At 52.8% G+C, this 324-nt stretch carries 1 protein-coding gene; it reads left to right on the top strand.

Annotation, left to right across the window (positions count from 1 at the left end):
• A partial coding sequence (locus tag AC1DN0_RS42080; RefSeq protein ID WP_441639382.1) for a hypothetical protein occupies nucleotides 1-215 on the top strand: 215 nt, incomplete at its 5' end.
• Between the last annotated feature and the right edge of the window lie 109 nt (nucleotides 216-324).

Below are 324 nucleotides of genomic sequence, written 5' to 3'. Positions count from 1 at the left end.
ATTTCAGAAAACGCTTGCCATGGCCGAGGGGCTCCCTTAAGATTCGCCCCCTCGCAACACAACTACCGCGCTGCAAAGCAGGCGGGACAAGGGTTGCGGGGTTGGCAGGGTGGTTGGCGGCGCGAAAGGCGCGGCGAACTGAAGTAAAAAAACCTGTTGACGAAACGCTGATTGCTCTTCATAATCTCGTTTCTCTGCTGCAGAAAACGCAGTGACGCGGTAAGCAAAGCGAACCGCGGCTAGTTCTTTAACAAACAAACAACCGATAAGTGTGGGCGCTTGATAGCGGATGCGGAAGACTTCGGTCTTTTAGCTTACAAGTTA

It is taken from the genome of Cupriavidus sp. 05N39, assembly GCF_056397325.1.
This window is presented reverse-complemented; position numbering and strand designations above follow the sequence as displayed.